Here is a 20407-nt window from a genome sequence, read left to right as displayed (position 1 = left end):
CAACCTCAAAGCAGTGCTTTTAGCAACCTGCGGCTAGCTTCCTAGTTTGTTTTTTGATTTTCATTGAGTATTAGTTGCTAGAGCAAGGCACTCGTAAAGCCTAGGTCACAGGTGAACATATGACTGAAGATTTGAAAAAATAGATATGTATAAATAACCGTTAAGCCTTATTCTTAGCGGTTATTTATATTGTTTAATAGCGCTGATATTTCATCAATGATGTTTGACTTTGTGATTTTGGTAGTGGTTCAATTTGATTGCTACTATTTTTGATGGTATGAATGTGCTTATAATGTATCCCCGTTAAGTACGAAACTTTTGCATCATTTATTAACATGCGTTAAAAATAAAATTAACCAGCCTTAATTTTTCTTGACTTAAATTTTTTAAATGATATACTATTTTTATGGAGAGCTAACAATTATATATAAATGTACTACTCTATTTCCTAGATAATACTTAGTAAAACTTTTTATAACAAAGGCTAGCAAAGTTAAAGTTTTCTATCTATTGGAAGTTAAATAAATATGTAAGGAATTAAAATGAAAAAAAGTACAGTATTGTCATTAACCACAGCTGCAGTTATTTTAGCAGCCTATGCCCCTAATGAGGTAGTCTTAGCAGACACATCTAGCTCTGAAGATGCTTTAACTATCTCTGATACAGAAAAAGTAGTAGTAGATAAGGAAGCAGAAAATAAAGAAAAACATGAAAATATTCATAATGATATAGAAACTTCCAAGGATACTGAAGAGAAGAAAACAACGGTTATTGAGGAAAAAGAAGTTGTTAGTAAAGAATCTGTGATAGATAACAAAACTAGCAATGAAGAAGCAACAATCAAAGAAGATTCCAATCAATCCAAAGAAGATAAAGCGGACTCGTCTGCAAGTAAAGACCCAGAAAGTCCCAAAAAAGAGGATAAACTTGTCTATATTGCTGAATTTAAAGATAAAGAATCTGGAGAAAAAGCAATCAAGGAATTATCCAATCTTAAGGATACAAACGTTTTATATACCTATAATACGATTTTTAATGGTGTTTCAATAGAAACAACTCCAGATAATCTGGATAAAATTAAACTAATAGAAGGTATTTCATCGGTTGAACGGTCACAAAAACTCCAACCCATGATGAATCATGCCCGAAAGGAAATTGGAGTTGAGGAGGCTATCGATTACCTAAAGGCCATTAATGCTCAATTTGGGAAAAACTTTGATGGTAGAGGTATGGTCATTTCAAATATCGATACCGGGACAGATTATAGGCATAAGGCCATGAGGATTGATGATGATGCTAAAGACTCAATGAGATTTAAAAAAGAAGACTTAAAAGGTACTGATAAAAATTTCTGGTTGAGTGATAAGATTCCTCATGCTTTCAATTATTATAATGGTGGTAAAATAACTGTAGAAAAAGCTGATGATGGAAGTGATTATTTTGATCCACATGGAATGCATATTGCAGGGATTCTTGCGGGAAATGATACTGAAAAAGACATCAAGAACTTTAATGGAATAGATGGAATTGCTCCTAATGCACAGATATTCTCTTATAAAATGTACTCTGACGCAGGATCTGGCTTCGCAGGAGATGAAACAATGTTTCATGCTATTGAAGATTCGATCAAACACAATGTCGATGTTGTTTCGGTATCATCTGGCTTTACAGGAACAGGTCTTGTAGGTGAGAAATATTGGCAAGCTATTAGAGCATTAAGAAAAGCAGGCATTCCAATGGTTGTAGCTACGGGTAACTATGCGACTTCTGCTTCAAGTTCTTCTTGGGATTTAGTGGCAAATAATCATCTGAAAATGACCGACACTGGAAATGTAACGCGAACAGCAGCACATGAAGATGCGATAGCGGTTGCATCTGCTAAAAATCAAACAGTTGAGTTTGATAAAGTTAAGATTGGAGGAAAAAGTTTTAAATACAGAAATATAGGAGCCTTTTTCGATAAGAATAAAATCACAACAAATGAAGATGGTTCAAAAGCTCCTGATAAATTGAAATTTGTATATATAGGCAAAGGCCAAGACCAAGAGTTGATAGGTTTGGATCTTAAGGGCAAAATTGCAGTAATGGATAGAATTTATACAAAGGATTTAAAAAATGCTTTTAAAAAAGCTACGGATAAGGGCGCACGCGCCATTATGGTTGTAAATACTGTCAATTACTACAATAGAGATAATTGGACAGAGCTTCCAGCTATGGGATATGAAGCGGATGAAGGGACTAAAAGTCAAGTATTTTCAATTTCAGGAGATGATGGTGTAAAGTTATGGAACATGATTAATCCTGATAAAAAAACTGAGGTTAAAAGAAATAGTAAGGAAGATTTCAAAGATAAATTGGAGCAATACTATCCAATTGATATGGCAAGCTATAATTCTAATAAACCGAATGTAGGTGACGAAAAAGAGATTGACTTTAAGTTTGCACCTGACACAGACAAAGAATTGTATAAAGAAGATGTCATCGTTCCAGCAGGATCCACATCTTGGGGACCAAGAATAGATTTACTTTTAAAACCCGATGTTTCAGCACCTGGTAAAAACATTAAATCTACTCTCAATGTCATTAATGGGAAATCAACTTATGGCTATATGTCAGGAACTAGTATGGCAACTCCAATCGTAGCAGCTTCTACTGTTTTGATTAGACCGAAGTTAAAGGAAATGCTTGAAAGACCTGTATTGAAAAATCTTGAGGGAGATGACAAAATAGATCTTACAAGTCTTACAAAAATTGCTCTACAAAATACTGCGCGACCGATGATGGATGCAACGTCTTGGAAAGAAAAAAGTCAATACTTTGCATCACCTAGACAACAGGGAGCAGGGCTAATTAATGTGGCCAATGCTTTGAGAAATGAAGTTGTAGCGACTTTCAAAAACAAGGATTCTAAAGGTTTGGTAAACTCTTATGGTTCTATTTCTCTTAAAGAAATAAAAGGAGAAGAAAAATATTTTACAATTAAGCTTCACAATACATCAAACAGACCTTTGACTTTTAAAGTTTCAGCATCAGCGATAACTACAGATGCTCTAACTGACAGACTAAAACTGGATGAAACATACAAAGATGAAAAATCTCCAGATGGTAAGCAAATTGTTCCAGAAATCCACCCAGAAAAAATCAAAGGAGCAAATATCACATTTGAGCATGATACTTTCACTATAGGCGCAAATTCTAGCTTTGATTTGAATGCGGTTATAAATGTTGGAGAGGCTAAAGACAAAAATAAATTTGTAGAATCATTTATTCATTTTGAGTCAGTAGAAGAAATGGAAGCTCTAAACTCTAACGGGAAGAAAATAAACTTCCAACCTTCTTTATCAATGCCTCTAATGGGATTTGCTGGGAATTGGAACCACGAACCAATCCTTGATAAATGGGCTTGGGAAGAAGGATCAAAATCAAAAACAATGGGAGGTTATGATGATGATGGTAAACCGAAAATTCCAGGAACCTTAAATAAGGGAATTGGTGGAGAACATGGTATAGATAAATTTAATCCAGCAGGAGTTATACAAAATAGAAAAGATAAAAATAGAACATCCCTAGATCAAAATCCAGAATTATTTGCTTTCAATAACGAAGGGCTAAATGCATCATCAAGTGGTTCTAATATTGCTAACATTTATCCTTTAGATTCAAATGGAAATCCTCAAAAGGCTCAACTTGAAAGAGGATTAACACCTTCTCCACTTGTATTAAGAAGTGCAGAAGAAGGATTAATTTCAATAGTAAATACAAATAAAGAGGGAGAAAATCAAAGAGACTTAAAAGTCATTTCGAGAGAACACTTTATTAAAGGAATTTTAAACTCTAAAAGCAATGATGCAAAGGGAATCAAATCATCTAAACTAAAAGTTTGGGGTGACTTGAAGTGGGATGGACTCATCTATAATCCTAGAGGTAGAGAAGAAAATGCACCAGAAAGTAAGGATAATCAAGATCCTGCTACTAAGATAAGAGGTCAATTTGAACCGATTGCGGAAGGTCAATATTTCTATAAATTTAAATATAGATTAACTAAAGATTATCCATGGCAGGTTTCCTATATTCCTGTAAAAATTGATAACACAGCCCCTAAGATTGTTTCGGTTGATTTTTCAAATCCTGAAAAAATTAAGCTGATCACAAAGGATACTTATCACAAGGTAAAAGACCAATACAAGAATGAAACCCTATTTGCGAGAGATCAAAAAGAACATCCTGAAAAATTTGACGAGATTGCAAACGAAGTTTGGTATGCTGGCGCCGCTCTTGTTAATGAAGATGGAGAGGTTGAGAAAAATCTTGAAGTAACTTATGCAGGTGAGGGTCAAGGAAGAAACAGAAAACTTGACAAAGACGGAAATACTATTTATGAAATTAATGGTGCAGGAGATTTAAGAGGAAAAATCATTGAAGTCATTGCATTAGATGGCTCTAGTAATTTCACAAAGATTCATAGAATTAAATTTGCTGATCATGCTGATGAAAAGGGGATGATTTCTTATTACCTAGTAGATCCTGACAAAGATGCTTCTAAATATGAAAAACTTGGTGAAATTTCTGAAGATAAACTCAAAAATGCAAAGAGCTCAGAGGAAAATACCAATAATAATCAAGCTAAGGATGAAGATTCAAAACCAGATGAAGAAAGTTCAGTTGAGGGAGAAGCTAGCCTTGAAATAAATAAAACTATTTCAACAATTAGAAACTTTGAAAATAAAGACCTAAAGAAACTCATTAAAAAGAAATATAGGGAAGAAGAGGACTTTGTAAATGGTGGTACAAGAACAGTAGAACTTGATTATCGATATGACGATAAAGGAAATATAGCTGCCTATGACGATGGTAGCGCCTTAGAATATGAAACTGAAAAACTTGACGAAATCAAATCAAAAATTTATGGTGTTCTAAGCCCGTCTAAAGATGGACACTTTGAAATTCTTGGAAAGATACGTAATGTGTCTAAAAATGCCAAGGTATATTATGGAAATACCTATAAATATATAGAAATCAAAGCGACCAAGTATGATTCCAATTCAAAAACGATGACATTTGATTTATACGCTAATATTAATGATATTGTGGATGGATTAGCTTTTGCAGGAGATATGAGATTCTTTGTTACAGATGATGGTCAGAGAAAAGCTGAAACGAAGATTAGAATGCCTGAAAAAAATAGGGAAACTAAGACAGAATATCCCTATGCATCAAGTTATGGGAATATAATAGAATTAGGGGAAGGAGATCTTTCAAAGAACAAACCAAATAATTTAACTGAAATGGAATCTGGTAAAATCTATTCTGATTCAGAAAAACAACAATATCTATTAAAGGATAATATCATTCTGAGAAAAGGCTATGCACTAAAAGTGACTACCTATAATCCTGGAAAAACGGATATGTTAGAAGGAAATGGAGTCTATAGCAAGGAAGATATAGCAAAAATACAAAATTCCAATCCTAATCTAAGAGCCCTTTCAGAAAAAATAATTTATTCTGACAGTAGAAATGTTGAAGATGGAAGAAGTACTCAAGCTGTATTAATGTCGGCTTTGGACGGCTTTAACATTGTAAGGTATCAAGTGTTTACATTTAAAATGAACGATAAAGGGGAGGCAATCGATAAAGACGGAAATCTTGTAACAGATCCGTCTAAACTTGTATTATTTGGTAAGGATGGTAAAGAGTACACTGGAGAGGATAAGTCCAATGTAGAAGCTATAAAAGAAGATGGCTCTACGTTATTTATTGATGCAAAACCAGTAAATCTTTCAATGGACAAGAACTACTTTAATCCATCTAAATTTAATAAAATTTATGTACGAAATCCAGAGTTTTATTTAAGAGGTAAGATTTCTGATAAGGGTGGTTTTAACTGGGAATTGAGAGTTAATGAATCTGTTGTAGATAATTATTTAATCTACGGAGATTTACACATTGATAACACTAGAGATTTTAACGTTAAGCTTAATGTTAAAGACGGTGACATCATGGACTGGGGGATGAAAGATTATAAAGCAAACGGATTTCCAGATAAGGTAACAGATATGGATGGAAATGTTTATCTTCAAACTGGCTATAGCAATTTGAATGCGAAAGCGGTTGGAGTACACTATCAATTTTTATATGATAATGTTAAACCAGAAGTAAACATTGATCCCAAGGGAAATACAAGTATCGAATATGCTGATGGAAAATCTGTAGTCTTTAACATCAATGATAAAAGAGATAATGGATTCAATGGTGAGATTCAAGACAAACATATTTATGTAAATGGAAAAGAATATAAATCATTTGATGATATTAAACAACTAACAGATAAGACACTAAATATTAAGATTCTTGTAAAAGATTTCGCAAGAAATACAACCGTAAAAGAATTCATTTTAAACAAAGATACGGGAGAGGTAAGAGAACTAAAACCTCATAGGGTAACTGTGACCATTCAAAATGGAAAAGAAATGAGTTCAACGATAGTGTCGGAAGAAGATTTCATTTTACCTGTCTATGAGGGTGAATTAGAAAAAGGATATCAATTTGATGGCTGGGAAATTTCTGGTTTCGAAGGGAAAAAAGACGTTGGCTATGTTCTTAATCTATCAAAAGATACCCTTATAAAACCTGTATTCAAGAAAATAGAGGAGAAAAAGGAGGAGGAAAATAAACCTACTTTTGATGTATCGAAAAAGAAAGATAAGGTACAAGCAAATCATAGTCAATTAGATGAAAATTACAAAAAGGAGGATTTACAAAGAGAACATCATTCACAAAAACCTGATTCAACTAAGGATGTCAAATCTACAGTTTCTGTACAAGTAAATTATAGTCAATTAGATGAAAGTCAAAGATCTGATTCAACTAAGGATGTTACAGCTCCAGTTCCTGATAAAAATGATAAAAACTTTGAAAATAAGAAGGAAGTTTATCTTAATGAACCAGAGAATATAGCTAATAAACATACCAATATCGATAGTAAATCGGATACTAACAATTCTGATAGATTGCCAAAAACCGGAACAGTTAGAGAAGGTTTTACACCATTCATTGCTGGAATAATGTTTACCTTAGGTGCATTTCTTGGATTAAAGAAAAAAGATCAAGATTAAGACAAAAGCTATAGAAAAATGGTTTGTGTACTGAGATAGTATGATGATGAAACAGTTTTGTAAAAATAGCTATTTATAACTTAATTATTTAGTTTACTTTACTATTGGTACTCTTTTTGGATTTATTAATGAACTTAGTTTTGATAACTAATGAATTGATTGAAAGGGTTAGTATTGACAATATTGATTAGCAAATAGAGTCTATCAAAATTTAAAGTCTAATAGAGGTGATGAGACAATTTCAAGGAATTAAGTAGCGTTTGGTTGCTTAATTCCTTTTTATTTGGAAGGAAGTTTTTCACCTATTTCCTTATTTTATGGCTATTATTGAACCACTTAGACCGAGATTGAGACCAGATAGGCAAAAGAACTTGTTCTTGAAACTGACCTCTGCTATAATGATTGGTGTAAGGGACGTGAGGTATCAATATCAGATAACTCAAGTTCCTAAAAAAGAAATTGGAGATAAAGAAATGAAAAAATTATTAGGGATTGTATTTTTACTAGCAGCAGCGACAGTAGTGTATTTTGGTTCTGTTGGCTGGCCAAGTTTAGATGTCAACCTCTGGTCATTGATTCCGGTAGGCCTGTTCCTCTTTTTCACTCTAGAGAATCTTTTGAAAAAAGACTACAAGGCTAGTCTGATGTGTTTGATTATTGCTTTTATCATCGCCAATGCAATTTTGGACCTTTTGCCAATTTCAAGTGGCTTGGTAATTGGAGCGGGCGTACTAGCTTGCATTGGTATTGGATATATCTTTCCTGATAAAGAAGGAAAATAGGAATTATTAAAAAAGATATAAAGAAAAAAACACTTCAATCATTGTATTTTAGTTTGATTGAGGTGTTTTCGATTTAGTTTTTTATTTCTGAGCCATCAATTCAACAATCATCTCGATATACATAACAAGGGTTAATAAGAATCCTGCACGCCAGAAGAATTTGATGAATTTAGGATAGTAAAAGCTGCGTTTTTTCAAAAGGAAGAAAAAAACGAGAATAATGGCTAGAAGTGAGAGGGCTAGGCCTAGTCTAGGGAGGAAATTATGGGTAAAGGTTTTAGCTGTAATCAAGTAATACTCAAATACTAAAACTGGAAAAGCCAAATCCGCAAAGTTTCGTCCTAGTTTTTTTAATCTAAAAAGTTTGGTTATGATGATGCAGACTACTAAAGTCAGTATCAATAGTAAAATAGATGCTAATTTCATTAAAATCATACCCATATTGTATCATAAAAAATGGCTAATGGAAACGAGAAACAGAGGAATTTATAGGAAAGTCAGGCTTTTGAGATTGTGGATGTTTTTTGTTATAATGAAAGTTATGAAATCTTATAATACCTTGAATGATTACTATCGAAAACTCTTTGGAGAAAAGACTTTTAAAGTCCCTATTGATGCGGGATTTGACTGTCCCAATCGTGATGGGACTGTAGCTCATGGAGGTTGTACTTTTTGTACGGTTTCAGGTTCTGGAGATGCCATTGTGGCACCGGATGCGCCTATCCGTGAGCAATTTTATAAGGAAATTGACTTCATGCATCGTAAGTGGCCAGAGGTTCAGAAGTATCTGGTTTATTTTCAAAATTTTACCAACACCCATGAAAAGGTGGAAGTCATCCGAGAGCGCTATGAGCAGGCTATCAACGAGCCAGGTGTAGTAGGAATCAATATTGGAACGCGACCAGACTGTTTACCAGACGAAACTATTGAATATTTGTCTGAGTTATCGGAGCGCATGCATGTGACGGTTGAATTGGGCTTGCAGACTACTTATGAAACAACCTCTGACCTGATTAACCGTGCCCACTCCTATGAATTGTACGTGGAAACGGTCAAGCGTTTGAGGAAGTATCCCAAAATTGAGATTGTTTCCCATTTGATTAACGGTCTTCCTGGTGAAACCCATGAGATGATGATTGAAAATGTCCGCCGCTGTGTCACGGATAACGATATTCAAGGGATTAAATTGCACTTGCTTCACCTGATGACCAATACGCGTATGCAACGGGATTATCACGAGGGACGTTTGCAACTGATGAGTCAGGACGAGTATGTCAAGGTCATCTGTGACCAACTGGAAATCATTCCTAAACATATCGTCATCCATCGAATCACAGGAGATGCACCTAGAGATATGCTGATTGGTCCTATGTGGAGCCTCAATAAATGGGAAGTGCTAAACAGCATTGAGATGGAGATGCGACGTCGTGGAAGCGTGCAAGGATGTAAGGCTGTAAAACAGGAGTTTGAAAATGAAAAGACCACTTGAGATGGCACATGATTTTTTGGCTGAGGTTGTAACTCAGGACGATATCGTAGTGGATGCGACCATGGGAAATGGTCATGACACGCTTTTTCTAGCCAAATTAGCCAAGAAAGTCTATGCCTTTGATATTCAGGAGCAAGCCTTGGAAAAGACGCAAGAGCGTTTGAACCAAGCTGGCCTGACAAATGCCCAGTTAATTTTGCAAGGTCATGAGACACTGGATCAGTTTGTGACAGAAGCCAAGGCAGGAATTTTTAATCTGGGCTATCTGCCGTCAGCTGATAAGTCTGTCATCACCCGACCACAGACAACGATTGAAGCATTAGAAAAGCTGTGTGGCTTACTTGTCAAAGGTGGACGGATTGCTATCATGATCTACTATGGTCATGATGGTGGCGACCTCGAGAGGGATGCTGTCTTGGATTTTGTTAGCCAGTTGAACCAACAAGAGTACACAGCTGCCATTTACCGAACTTTAAACCAAGTCAACAACCCACCATTTTTAGTGATGATTGAAAAATTAGAGAGATATAGACATGGATAAACAATACCTACGTGAAAAGCTGGATGCCATGCGCCAGAATTTTGTTGAATCAACCCACCACGAACGAGCAGTAGGTGTGTTAGACCAAGCGCATATGAGCAAAAAAATGCTTAAAATCAAGAAAAAATTAGTTGCTCTTGAAATGGAACGGTGCCAGAGAAAAATTGAGCACAAAGATTGTTCCAAGATTGACCAAAAAATCAAAGAGCAGAAGGAGATATTTGAATCCTGTTGTAAAAAAGATTAAGGAGGAATTACGTGGAATTACTGATTTACCTTATCCTATTCTTACTGGTCTTGATTGTCTCAAGTACAACCAATAAGCTCCTGCCTTTTTTGCCTCTCCCTTTGGTGCAGATTCTTTTGGGAATCGTGATTGGTCTCTTTTTACCCAATACCGACTTTCACCTCAATACGGAGTTGTTTTTGGCACTGGTTATCGGGCCCTTGCTTTTTCGAGAGTCGGAAGAAGCGGACATTACAGCTATTTTAAAACACTGGCGAATCATTATCTATCTCATATTTCCAGTGATTTTTATCTCGACTCTGAGTTTGGGTGGCTTGGCCCATCTTCTTTGGCTCAGCCTTCCATTGGCAGCTTGCTTGGCTGTTGGGGCGGCACTTGGCCCTACGGACTTGGTTGCCTTTGCCTCTCTTTCGGAGCGTTTTAGCTTTCCTAAGCGCGTGTCCAATATCCTTAAAGGTGAAGGACTCTTGAATGATGCTTCTGGTTTGGTGGCTTTTCAGGTTGCCTTGACAGCTTGGACAACTGGAGCTTTTTCCCTTGGGCAAGCTAGTAGTTCGCTCATCTTTTCAATTCTAGGCGGTTTTTTGATTGGCTTTTTAACAGCTATGACCAACCGTTTCCTTCACACATTCTTGCTAAGTGTGCGAGCAACAGATATTGCCAGCGAACTTTTATTAGAATTGAGTTTGCCTCTGGTGACCTTCTTCCTAGCAGAAGAAGTCCATGTTTCGGGGATTATTGCCGTTGTGGTTGCTGGGATTTTAAAGGCAAGCCGTTTTAAGAAGATTACGCTACTCGAAGCCCAAGTGGATACGGTGACCGAGACGGTCTGGCACACAGTCAACTTTATGCTCAACGGTTCTGTCTTTGTGATTTTAGGGATGGAGCTGGAAATGATAGCAGAGCCTATCTTGACCAATCCAATCTATAATCCCTTACTTTTATTGCTATCTCTTGTCGCCCTGACCTTTGTCCTCTTTGCCATTCGTTTTATCATGATTTATGGCTATTATGCCTATAGGACTAGACGTCTCAAGAAAAAGCTAAATAAGTATATGAAGGACATGCTTCTCTTGACCTTCTCAGGTGTTAAGGGAACGGTGTCGATTGCGACAATCCTTCTGATACCAAGTAATCTAGAGCAGGAGTATCCTCTCTTACTTTTCCTCGTTGCAGGTGTGACGCTTGTAAGCTTTTTAACAGGCCTCGTGGTCTTGCCTCATCTTTCTGATGAACAGGAAGAAAGCAAGGACTATCTCATGCATATCGCCATTTTGAATGAAGTAACGATAGAGTTGGAAAAAGAGTTGGAAGATACCAGAAATAAGCTTCCTCTCTATGCAGCTATTGACAATTATCATGGACGTATTGAAAATCTCATCCTGAGTCAAGAAAATAAGGGGGCTCAAGAAGACTGGGCTGCTTTGAAACTCTTGATTCTTAGTATTGAAAGTGATGGATTGGAACAGGCCTATGAAGAGGGGAACATTAGCAATCGTGCTTACCGAGTTTACCAACGTTATCTGAAAAACATAGAACGAGGAATCAATCGTAAGTTTGCGTCAAGACTGACCTATTATTTTCTTGTTTCCTTGAGGATTTTACGTTTTCTCCTGCATGAAGTTTTTACTCTCGGAAAGACCTTCCGTAGCTGGAAGGACAAGGAGCAAAGCCGTCTCCGTGCTCTTGATTATGACCAAATAGCAGAGCTCTATCTTGCCAATACAGAGATGATTATTGAAAGTTTGGAAAACCTGAAGGGAGTCTATAGACGCTCTTTGATTAGTTTTATGCAGGAGTCTCGTCTTCGTGAAACAGCTATTATCAGCAGTGGTGCCTTTGTCGAACGGGTTATTAATCGTGTCAAACCCAACAATATTGATGAAATGCTGAGAGGATATTATCTGGAGCGTAAGTTGATTTTCGAATACGAAGAAAAACGATTGATTACGACCAAGTATGCCAAGAAGTTACGACAAAATGTCAATAACTTAGAGAACTATTCTCTGAAGGAAGCTGCCAATACCCTGCCTTATGATATGGTGGAATTGGTAAGAAGAAATTAGTTAATACTCTTCGAAAATCTCTTCAAACCACGTCAGCGTCGCCTTGGATTATATATGTGACTGACTTCGTCAGTTTCATCTACAACCTCAAAGCAGTGCTTTGAGCAACCTACGGCTAGTTTCCTAGTTTGCTCTTTGATTTTCATTGAGTATAAGATTATAAGTGAAGGAGTGTGACATGAAAAAGTGGTGGAAAGAGCTGATAGATAAGCCTCTATTAAAAGCCTTTTTGTATTATTATCAAGCATCAGATAGTGAGTTGACCAGTGTCGCGGTAGCCTACTATTGGTTGATTTCGATTTTTCCCCTGCTTTTGGTGGTGGTCAATATCCTCCCCTATTTTCAGATTCCTGTGGGAGAATTTCTGGGCTTTATGAAAGACGTCCTGCCCCCAAGCCTCTATGAAGGTGTGGAAAAAATAGCTAGAGAAGTCTTGACGCAACCTTCAACAGGTTTGTTGAGTTTTTCTGTCTTGTCGGCGCTATGGAGTTTTTCAAAATCTATGAATTTCTTGCAAAAAGCTTTTAACAAGGCTTATGGCGTCGAAAAGAGTCGTGGACTTATTTCCCATCAGATGGTGAGTCTCCTGGTCAGTTTTGGTTTGCAGCTCCTCTTTGCGTTTGTCTTGTTTTTGAGCTTATTTGGGCAGATGATTTTGGATTTACTTGCTCATTATTGGACAAAAGATGGCATTATCTATCAGGCTTTACAAGGTTTGGCAGGTCCTCTGACTTACGCCCTCCTCTTTGCTATCTTGGTCATGCTTTATTATTTTCTTCCCAATCTATCTAACAGGAAAATTAGCTATACCCTACCAGGTAGTGCCTTTGTTCTCTTAGTGATTTTAGTTCTACTAACTCTGTTTTCTAGTTATCTCAATTACTATGTCCATCATTTAGTGGATGTCCGAATTTTAGGTTCCGTTCTTCTTGTTGTTATGATGTTTTGGTTTATCTTGATTGCTAAAATTGTTATCCTAGGCGCGGTGATCAATGCCAGTGTTCAGAGTTTGAAAGATCCGAGCTTTAATAAAGATTAACTATTTATCTATTACAAAAGCGCATACTATCAAGGTTTTAGTGCCTGATAATATGCGCTTTTTGATTGTGAAAATTAGTAGATAAACATGGCATCGCCAAAACTAAAGAAGCGGTAGTGTTCTTGGATGGCATGGTGGTAGGCATCTAAGACTAATTCGCGGCCTGCAAAGGCAGAAACCAACATGACCAGAGTTGATTTTGGCAGGTGGAAGTTGGTTGAGAAGGCATCTACAACCTTCCATTCATAGCCAGGTTTGATAAAGATATTGGTCCAGCCAGAATCTGCTTGGATTTGCCCATCAAACTTGGAACCAATAGTCTCCAAGGTGCGAATAGAAGTGGTTCCGACAGCGATGACACGACCTCCATTTTCTTTAACCGAGCGAAGGGTGGCAGCTGCTTCCTCAGAAAGTTGGTAGAATTCTGAGTGCATTTCGTGTTCGTCCAGATTGTCAACTGAAACAGGTCTAAAGGTTCCGAGTCCGACATGAAGAGTCAGATAGACTAGATGAACACCCTTAGCTTGGATTTCTGCCAGCAATTCTTTAGTGAAGTGTAGTCCAGCAGTCGGTGCAGCAGCAGAGCCACTTTCCTTGGCGTAAACAGTTTGATAGCGTTCGCGGTCATCCAATTTTTCGTGAATATAAGGTGGTAATGGCATTTCTCCCAGACTTTCCAAGACCTCCAGGAAAATTCCTTGGTATTCAAAGCGGACAATGCGGCCTCCGTGAGTCAATTCTTCCGTAACGACAGCGCTGAGGCGACCATCACCAAAGCTGACACGAGTACCGACCTTGAGGCGTTTGGCAGGTTTAGCCAGAACTTCCCACTCATCGCCAGCAGTGTTTTTGAGTAGGAGTAGTTCCACATGACCTCCAGTTTCTTCCTTTTGACCATAGAGTCGGGCAGGGAGAACGCGGGTGTCGTTCATGACAAGGGCATCACCAGGTTCCAGCATATCAATAATAGAGTGGAAGTGTTTGTCCTGCATTTCTCCCGTCTCACGGTTGACGATGAGGAGTTTAGAGGCATCTCGTTTTTCAAGGGGTGTTTGGGCAATCAATTCCTCGGGCAAGTGGAAATCAAAATCAGCTGTATTCATATATCTGTTCATTCTTTCTAAGTTCTAATCCTATCCATTATAACATGTTTCAAGTGTGGGCGCTCTTTTTTTAGAAATTAAATCGTTTTCACTTGACAAAAATTGGTCTATACCATATAATAAATATAGATAGAAATGGAGGATGAAAAGATGAAAGTCATTAAAGTTGAAAACCAAATCGAAGGTGGAAAAGTTGCTTTTGAGATTTTGAAGGAAAAATTGGACAACGGCGCTCAAACTCTAGGACTTGCGACAGGAAGCAGTCCACTTGAATTTTACAAGGATATTGTTGAGAGTGACCTTGATTTTTCAAATCTAACCAGTGTCAACCTTGATGAGTATGTAGGCCTTGATGGCGACAATCCTCAGTCTTATCGTCACTTCATGCAAGAAAACTTGTTCAACCAAAAACCATTTAAAGAAAGTTTCTTGCCTCGTGGGGTTAAGGATAATGCTGAAGCTGAAGTTGAACGCTACAACCAAATTTTGGCTGACCATCCAGTTGACCTGCAAATCTTGGGAATCGGTCGCAATGGACATATCGGATTTAATGAACCTGGTACTCCATTTGACAGTCAAACGCATCTAGTAGAACTTGACCAGTCTACTATTGAAGCCAATGCGCGCTTCTTTGACAAGATTGAAGACGTCCCAACCCAAGCCATTTCAATGGGAATTAAAAACATTTTGGATGCCAAGTCTATTATTCTTTTTGCTTACGGTAAGTCGAAAGCAGAAGCCATTGCTGGAACAGTGTCTGGCCCAGTGACTGAGAGCCTACCAGCAAGTAGCCTCCAAAATCACCCTGATGTGACCATTATTGCGGATGCTGAAGCGCTCAGCTTACTTGAAAAATAAGAACAATTAAAAATGAAGACTATTCATATTTTTCGTATGACTAGCTCAACTAATGTATAAATGCAAAAAAGGCTAAATTCCCAAACTAAGTTCCACCGCTAATCCAAGTGGAAGTTAGTCTGATAAAAATCGTAAAAACCAGTGGAATTCCATGTCAGGGTAAGTTCCACTGGTTTTAAACATGCTTGATTTTATAGATTTTGTAGCCGAAAGGAATCGAAAAAAAGAGCGCACAAAATCCCCTCATCTGAAAGCGTTTCAGATTAAGTTCCGCTATGGTGGAAGTTAGTGTGAGACGTTTGAATGGGGTTGAAGATTAGTTTTTAGAACTTATGTTGGAGTAATTTAGACGACTGACAGACGTCTTCTGCAGGTATTTTAGAAATGCCGAGAAGCTTAGAAATCTCTTCTCCATAGGTAAATGCAAAGAGTTCATAAGCTGACTTTCCATTCAAAGCAGCGCGTTTGACACTGTTGACATGAGAACAAACGAGATTGATGTCCTCTTGAGTTAAATTGTCAAAAGAAGTTCCTTTAGGTAGGATGTCGCGAATCAGCGTGTGATTTTTCTCAATTCTCCCTTTCTGGTCAGAGCGATTAGGGTCACAAAAGAAGAGTTTACTCTCTCCTCGCACATCCATTTCGATATCATCAACCCTGGAAACTCTCCACCATTATCGGTAAGAATGACAGGAAAGAGTTGGAAGAAATCTTTGTTAGCTTGGTGAAGAGTGTTCTTGATGTCATAGAGGTGTTTGGTGACCTCAAGGGCAGTTTTATTATTCAGAAGCCTAGCGAAGATAAAGTTACAGAAAGACAAGTTGAAGGTGAGTAGGAGTTTACCTCCCATTCTGCCCATAACTGTATCCATTTCCAGCCAAGAGTCTAGTTGATTAAGGGCTAAATAGTTTTGGAAATCCTCATAGGAACGGCCTTTTTTCGCTTCTTTAGGGATGGAAGGTAGCTTACTTTTCCGTCTTTCTTTGAATTTAACGGCTCTGGCTAGGTCAATCGGAGCGATAGATAGGTACCCTTTTCGGATGTGTCGATAGACTGTTGAGGAGCTGACATCAAGATTGTAAGTTTTGAGGATATGATAGATGTGTTGTCCCTTTTTAACTCCATCAGAAATGACTTTGTCCATTTTCCAGAAGGTCTTGGAATTGAGGGGAGTTCCTTCACGAGCTTCGACAAGAGTTTGTTCGTATTGTTTTTGAGCTTGTTTAGAGAGGTAGAAGATCTTCTTATAGCCACAATTTTGTCTTCTTTTAGGATATCCATTACAGACAAAGGTAGCTTTGTCTAGTAAAGGGCAAGGAAGGTTATGGCATGTAGACTCTCGGACTTGTCTGTTTCGTTTGACTTCTTTGGAAACAGTAGTCGGGTCTTTTAGAATGGACTGTCCAATAGCTTTGAAGGTTTCACCGCGCTCTAAGCCTAATTGGATATCATTGCGGTCTGAAAGGGTAAGGTGTTTATGTTTTGTCATAGTAGACCTCATTTCTAACTCAAACGTCTCACACTTAATTCCACCATAAAAATCCGTTTTAGACTAATTTCCACTTCGGTCAGGTAAGTGGAAGTTACTTTGAGAAGTTATGCATAAACCGTATCATATCAAGCTAAGTTCACAATGTTTGATTTATAAAATGAAAAGGAGTATAATGAGTTAAGCCAGTCTAAAATTTACATAAAAATTTTAGGGGGGGGCTTTTTACTTGCCCTTCTTAATATATATCAACAGATAATTATCGCAAAAGGAGTGTAGCAATGTTTGATTATAAAGGATCGCATGATCGTTCACAAGTAGAGAAAACCATACGGTATAGTATTCGTAAGGTTAGTTTTGGAGCAGCTAGTGTTGCAGTAGCTGCTTTATTTATGTTTTTGGGAAATGGGGCAGTGTCTGCCACAGAGCAAGGTGTACCCTCAACCAATGAAGAAACTCAAAGCTCACCATTGAAAGACCCAGATGTCCAGAATGGAACCTACGGGGCGACTCCAGTAGTCAGTCAGTTGGATGGAAATTCTGGTAGCAGTGAGACTACTGCTCCGAAAGGTCAAGAAGAGACAAGTACTCCAACACCTACTGATGTAAGCGGTTCATCAGTAGCGTCGTCTAGTGTTTCAGCAATAGAAGCTGGGAACAAGACTGATAGGTCATATACTACTCCATCAACAGAAGAAGTAGAAGAAAAGGCTAGACCTGCCTTGGATAAAAAACAGCTGGAAGATTACGTAGCAGAAATTGATGGCAAATTAGCCTCAGGTAGCTATGCGACTAAGACAGATGAAAGTGTCGCAACCCTTAAAGAAAATCTAGAATTAGCAAAACTTGCCCTAACAACAGCCCAAAGTCAAGAAGAGTTAACAAAAGCTTACAGAAAACTTCTTATGACAGCTAGCAGCGGTTTACGTAATAAGCCTAAAGCGCAAGTGGAAAGTCCTAAACTAGATACGACAGAAGGAAAAGCGACTGTCGGTAAGAAAGCTAGCAATACTGAGAAAGCTACAGGAACCAACTCTATCGCAAACTCAGGAAAACATGATTCACGTAATGGACAAGCCCTAGACAGAAACAACCCATTCCGAACAGATGGGACAACGACAGATACTGATCCAGATGCGAATCAAACGTATACATTGCCGGGAGATAGTGCCAATCTTAAAGAAGTTGCGAATAGTTTAATAAATTTACCAACAAAAATAACTAATGAAACAAAGATAACTTCTATTAACGAAGTTGGTGCACTACAAAAGATAGCTCCTGGAGAAGTTAAAGATATTAATGAGTTCGGTGGTTGGAAAGCCACTAGTGGAGGAGTCTTTGCTATTGCAAGAAGAACAGACAAAGGAGTATTTCCTATTGAAACTGTAAACACAGTATTGGTTCAGGATGGACCGTATCGGACATGGTTAAATGAGAGTACTTTTGATCGTTCTAAAGATTATGCCTTATTTTTAGCAGAGGTTAGAACAAAAGCTACTGAAGAAGAAGTTGTAGATGATGGCAGTGTATATGTGGCAGAAAGGCATTACGCGAATAAAGGAATAGGGCTTGCTAAATTTAAAGGGATTGAAAAAACATTCAAAGCTTATTCTAAGTCTACTGGATCTGATGTTATTGTTTCTTTTAAAACAGGATTTACAGGAGATATTGATGGTAAGAAAGCAAAATATAGAGTAGAAGTATTCGCAAAAGATGAGTCCGGTACTATTAGAACAATATACGATCAAACATTTAGCCCTAATGAAAATAAAGAGGATGAAACTAAAAAAGTAGTTGCACCTATCATTGGAAGAGATCAATATTTCGATACGAATAGGGCTTCACTACATACTAGAGGAACATTAAATGAAAAATTAGAACAAGATCCTAATAAAAGAAGATTGGGTACTAGTACGGGAACATTTACAAGTAAAGGAATAGTCTTGAAACCTAATGTTACGGAGTACACTGTTCGTATAAGCCCGGGAGATAATGCAAATCTAGGAATGGGATATCAAGTTCCATGGAAGCAATATGCCTTACCTATTTCAGGACTAGGGTTTACTCTTGAGCAAGATACAAGTAGGGTTGCTAAAGCACTTTTACAAAGAGTTTACAATAAGTTAAAAGAAACAGAAGAAAAAGATACCAAAGGAAAAACAGAAGCAACTATCAATGACTATAGAACACAATTAAAAAATGTTAATAAATTATTGACAGGAGATTTAAAGAAAACTCAAGACTATAAAGATATCGTAAAGACTGTGTTAGCGGCTCAACAAGCGTTAAGAACTGATAAATCAAAATTAGATACTGCAAATACTAAATTATTAAATTTAATAAATGAAAATCCAGATCCAAGAATCGGTAAGACACTAACTTCTATAACCTCTTATGATTTTGCAAAAACAGAAGCAATCAATGCTCAAACAGAGGCACAAAAAATATTAAATCAAGATAATCCGGATCCAGATGTAGTAGCTACTATTGCAAGTGAATTAAATGAAAAATTAGCAGAATTAAAAATAGCAAGAGCTGAATTAGTAGATAAAGCAACAGAAGAGCAAAAAACAAAATTAGAAGCAGATGCTGGAAAACTAACAAAAGCAAGTACAGAAGGTAAAACTCAAGATAGTATTACTGCCTATAATGAAAAATATGCTCAACTAGCAACAGAGTTAGAAGCGGCAAAAAACAAAGCAACAGCGATCAAAGAAGCTGGGGATAATGCAAGTGAACACGAGGCATTAAAAGCGCAAGCGGCAGTTGATGGAGTATTAGCAAAACTAGAAGCAGCCAAAGCAGTGTTAGTGGACAAAGCGACAGACGATCAAGTATCAGAGTTACGAAAAGCAGACGTATCATTAACACCAGCAGCAGCAAGTACATTTGAAACAGCAAAAACTCCGGCAAGTATTGCAGCGTACAAAAAAGCAGTAGAAGCGATTCAAACAGATTTAACAGAAGCGAAAGCTACAGCAGCAGATTTAGTGAGAAAAGCAGAACAAAATAATGCGACACAAGCAGATGCAGCATCAGCAATCGCAAAAGTGGATAAATTAAAAGTTGAATTAGCAAAAGCCAATGCACTACTAAAAGACAAAGCGAATACTAGCGACTTAGCAACAGCTAAAGATGCATTAAAAGAATTAGCGAAAGTAGAAAACGCAACTGATGGCAAAACAACTTCTACAGCAGCAGCGTATACAGCAGCTAAACAAGCAGCGGATGCCGCAGTAGCAAAAGCCGAGGGATTAATAGCAAATCCCAATGTAACACCAGAAGAAGTTGCAGAAGCATTAACAGAAGTAAAAGCTAGGAAAGACGAGTTAGAAAAAGCCAAAGTAGCGTTAGTAGATAAAGCAACAGAAGAGCAAAAAACAAAATTAGAAGCAGATGCTGGAAAACTAACAAAAGCAAGTACAGAAGGTAAAACTCAAGATAGTATTACTGCCTATAATGAAAAATATGCTCAACTAGCAACAGAGTTAGAAGCGGCAAAAAACAAAGCAACAGCGATCAAAGAAGCTGGGGATAATGCAAGTGAACACGAGGCATTAAAAGCGCAAGCGGCAGTTGATGTAGTATTATCAAAACTCTAAGCAGCCAAAGCAGTGTTAGTGGACAAAGCGACAGCCGACCAAGAATCAGAGATACGGCAAGCAGACGAATCATTAACAC

General features: G+C 37.4%; 11 protein-coding genes and 1 pseudogene. 9 read left to right on the top strand and 3 right to left on the bottom strand.

What is annotated here, in order from left to right; translation table 11 throughout:
* Positions 1 to 542 precede the first annotated feature (542 nt).
* On the top strand, positions 543 to 7112 hold the full coding sequence (locus HT689_RS08385) for a S8 family serine peptidase (RefSeq protein WP_173233637.1): 6570 nt from the start codon (positions 543 to 545) through the stop codon (positions 7110 to 7112).
* 473 nt (positions 7113 to 7585) lie between these two features.
* A complete protein-coding gene (locus tag HT689_RS08380; protein ID WP_173226523.1) occupies positions 7586 to 7894 on the top strand; it encodes a hypothetical protein in 309 nt (102 codons plus the stop codon).
* An 81-nt stretch (positions 7895 to 7975) separates the two neighbouring features.
* Here the strand turns inward: HT689_RS08380 and HT689_RS08375 are convergent, their stop codons facing one another.
* On the bottom strand, positions 7976 to 8335 hold the full coding sequence (locus HT689_RS08375; protein ID WP_004242853.1) for a DUF3397 family protein: 360 nt from the start codon (positions 8333 to 8335) through the stop codon (positions 7976 to 7978).
* Between the two features lie 91 nt (positions 8336 to 8426).
* Here HT689_RS08375 and HT689_RS08370 point away from each other — a divergent pair, with 91 nt between their 5' ends.
* From HT689_RS08370 to HT689_RS08350, 5 genes are all read left to right on the top strand, one after another.
* Entirely contained in the window at positions 8427 to 9383 is a 957-nt protein-coding gene (locus HT689_RS08370; protein WP_173226521.1) for a TIGR01212 family radical SAM protein, read from the top strand.
* Positions 9367 to 9924 carry a class I SAM-dependent methyltransferase gene (locus HT689_RS08365; protein WP_173226519.1) on the top strand — a complete coding sequence of 186 codons (558 nt, stop codon included), beginning with the start codon at positions 9367 to 9369 and terminating at the stop codon, positions 9922 to 9924. Before HT689_RS08370 ends, HT689_RS08365 begins: the two co-directional genes overlap by 17 nt.
* On the top strand, positions 9917 to 10171 hold the full coding sequence (locus HT689_RS08360) for a hypothetical protein (RefSeq protein ID WP_000361085.1): 255 nt from the start codon (positions 9917 to 9919) through the stop codon (positions 10169 to 10171). Before HT689_RS08365 ends, HT689_RS08360 begins: the two co-directional genes overlap by 8 nt.
* An 11-nt stretch (positions 10172 to 10182) precedes the next feature.
* A complete protein-coding gene (locus HT689_RS08355) occupies positions 10183 to 12237 on the top strand; it encodes a cation:proton antiporter (protein ID WP_173226517.1) in 2055 nt (684 codons plus the stop codon).
* Positions 12238 to 12415: 178 nt separating this feature from the next.
* Entirely contained in the window at positions 12416 to 13276 is an 861-nt protein-coding gene (locus HT689_RS08350; RefSeq protein WP_173226515.1) for a YihY/virulence factor BrkB family protein, read from the top strand.
* Positions 13277 to 13350: 74 nt separating this feature from the next.
* Here the strand turns inward: HT689_RS08350 and queA are convergent, their stop codons facing one another.
* On the bottom strand, positions 13351 to 14379 hold the full coding sequence (queA, locus tag HT689_RS08345; RefSeq protein WP_001090137.1) for a tRNA preQ1(34) S-adenosylmethionine ribosyltransferase-isomerase QueA: 1029 nt from the start codon (positions 14377 to 14379) through the stop codon (positions 13351 to 13353).
* 150 nt (positions 14380 to 14529) lie between these two features.
* On the opposite strand from queA, the gene HT689_RS08340 reads away from it, so the two are divergent.
* The gene (locus HT689_RS08340; RefSeq protein ID WP_173226513.1) at positions 14530 to 15237 is read left to right on the top strand and encodes a glucosamine-6-phosphate deaminase; all 708 of its coding nucleotides are present in this window, start codon (positions 14530 to 14532) and stop codon (positions 15235 to 15237) included.
* A gap of 323 nt (positions 15238 to 15560) precedes the next feature.
* Here HT689_RS08340 and HT689_RS08335 read toward each other — a convergent pair.
* Positions 15561 to 16726 (bottom strand): annotated as a pseudogene (locus HT689_RS08335) (IS30 family transposase).
* 281 nt (positions 16727 to 17007) lie between these two features.
* Here HT689_RS08335 and HT689_RS08330 point away from each other — a divergent pair.
* Entirely contained in the window at positions 17008 to 20328 is a 3321-nt protein-coding gene (locus tag HT689_RS08330) for a YSIRK-type signal peptide-containing protein (protein ID WP_173280962.1), read from the top strand.
* Positions 20329 to 20407: the final 79 nt, after the last annotated feature.

Source organism: Streptococcus sp. 2342 (genome assembly GCF_013276795.1).
Taxonomy (GTDB): domain Bacteria; phylum Bacillota; class Bacilli; order Lactobacillales; family Streptococcaceae; genus Streptococcus.
The sequence above is the reverse complement of the archived record's forward strand: the minus strand, read 5'-3'. Positions and strand labels throughout refer to the sequence as shown.

Bases quoted from the DNA above. Each gene is read 5' to 3' on its own strand.
- HT689_RS08385 (WP_173233637.1), top strand. From the start codon at position 543: ATGAAAAAAAGTACAGTATTGTCATTAACCACAGCTGCAGTTATTTTA.
- HT689_RS08380 (WP_173226523.1), top strand. From the start codon at position 7,586: ATGAAAAAATTATTAGGGATTGTATTTTTACTAGCAGCAGCGACAGTA.
- HT689_RS08375 (WP_004242853.1), bottom strand. From the start codon at position 8,335: ATGGGTATGATTTTAATGAAATTAGCATCTATTTTACTATTGATACTG.
- HT689_RS08370 (WP_173226521.1), top strand. From the start codon at position 8,427: ATGAAAGTTATGAAATCTTATAATACCTTGAATGATTACTATCGAAAA.
- HT689_RS08365 (WP_173226519.1), top strand. From the start codon at position 9,367: ATGAAAAGACCACTTGAGATGGCACATGATTTTTTGGCTGAGGTTGTA.
- HT689_RS08360 (WP_000361085.1), top strand. From the start codon at position 9,917: ATGGATAAACAATACCTACGTGAAAAGCTGGATGCCATGCGCCAGAAT.
- HT689_RS08350 (WP_173226515.1), top strand. From the start codon at position 12,416: ATGAAAAAGTGGTGGAAAGAGCTGATAGATAAGCCTCTATTAAAAGCC.
- queA (WP_001090137.1), bottom strand. From the start codon at position 14,379: ATGAATACAGCTGATTTTGATTTCCACTTGCCCGAGGAATTGATTGCC.
- HT689_RS08340 (WP_173226513.1), top strand. From the start codon at position 14,530: ATGAAAGTCATTAAAGTTGAAAACCAAATCGAAGGTGGAAAAGTTGCT.
- HT689_RS08330 (WP_173280962.1), top strand. From the start codon at position 17,008: ATGTTTGATTATAAAGGATCGCATGATCGTTCACAAGTAGAGAAAACC.